The sequence below is a fragment of the Acidovorax sp. MR-S7 genome, assembly GCF_000400995.2.
GTDB lineage: Bacteria > Pseudomonadota > Gammaproteobacteria > Burkholderiales > Burkholderiaceae_C > MR-S7.
Genome location: NZ_DF238956.1, coordinates 1 through 876 on the forward strand (window position 1 = coordinate 1; position 876 = coordinate 876).

2 protein-coding genes are annotated in these 876 nt (G+C 62.2%); both read left to right on the forward strand.

The window, feature by feature from the left end:
• Window positions 1-7 precede the first annotated feature (7 nt).
• Entirely contained in the window at window positions 8-436 is a 429-nt protein-coding gene (locus AVS7_RS18015; RefSeq protein ID WP_082176592.1) for a MaoC family dehydratase, read from the forward strand.
• A gap of 14 nt (window positions 437-450) precedes the next feature.
• A partial coding sequence (locus AVS7_RS18020) for a MaoC family dehydratase (RefSeq protein WP_020229457.1) occupies window positions 451-876 on the forward strand: 426 nt, incomplete at its 3' end.

Genomic DNA, 876 nt, shown 5'->3' on the forward strand with positions numbered 1-876 from the left:
CAACGAGCTGCGCAAGACCTGGGAACAGATCGTTCCTGGTGAACCGCGCAAGACAATCCCGTACACGCTGACGCTCGAAGCGATGCAGAAGTACTGCCGCGTGGTGGGCGACACCCATCCGCTGTACTTCGACGAGGAATACGCCAAGACCACGCCATACAAGGGCCTCATCGCTCCTCCCACCATCCACATCCTGCTGATGTTCGCCTGCACACCTGCGGACGACTGGATGCGCAGCCCTGGCACGGTCAATGCCGGCCAGTCCTGGAGCTACAACCTGCCTGCCCGTCCCGGCGACACGATCCGACTGGAAGCCCGCGCGCTCGACAAGTTCATCAAGAAAGACCGGCTGTTCGTCGTCCACGACAACGTCTTCTTCAACCAGCACAACCAGGTGATCTGCTCGGGCCGAGGCCAGACCATCCGCCCCGCCTAAGAAGGATCCACGACATGACGACCACTACCCAATTCGAAGTCGGCCACAAGATCACCGGCACCCCCTTCTCGCCCACGCGGGAAACGATCCGTGCCTTCTGCGAAGCCTCGCTTGACTTCAACCCGCTGCACCTCGACGACGAGTACATGAAGGGTGACTTCGGCAAGACGAACTTCGGCGGCATCATCATGCACGGCATGAACAACTTCGGTGTCATCACCAAGATGCTGACCGACTGGATCTACGCCCACGGCGGCGTGCAGCGGCGCCTCGAGACCCGCTGGAAGATGCCGGTGAAGCCGGGCGACACCATCACCCCGAGCGCGGTGGTCAAGGCGGGTAAGGACACGCAGACCGGCCGCTGGTTCATGCTGGACGTGCAGGTGCAGAACCAGCGCGGCGAAGTCGTGGCCGTCGGCGAAGCGATGGTCGAAATCCCG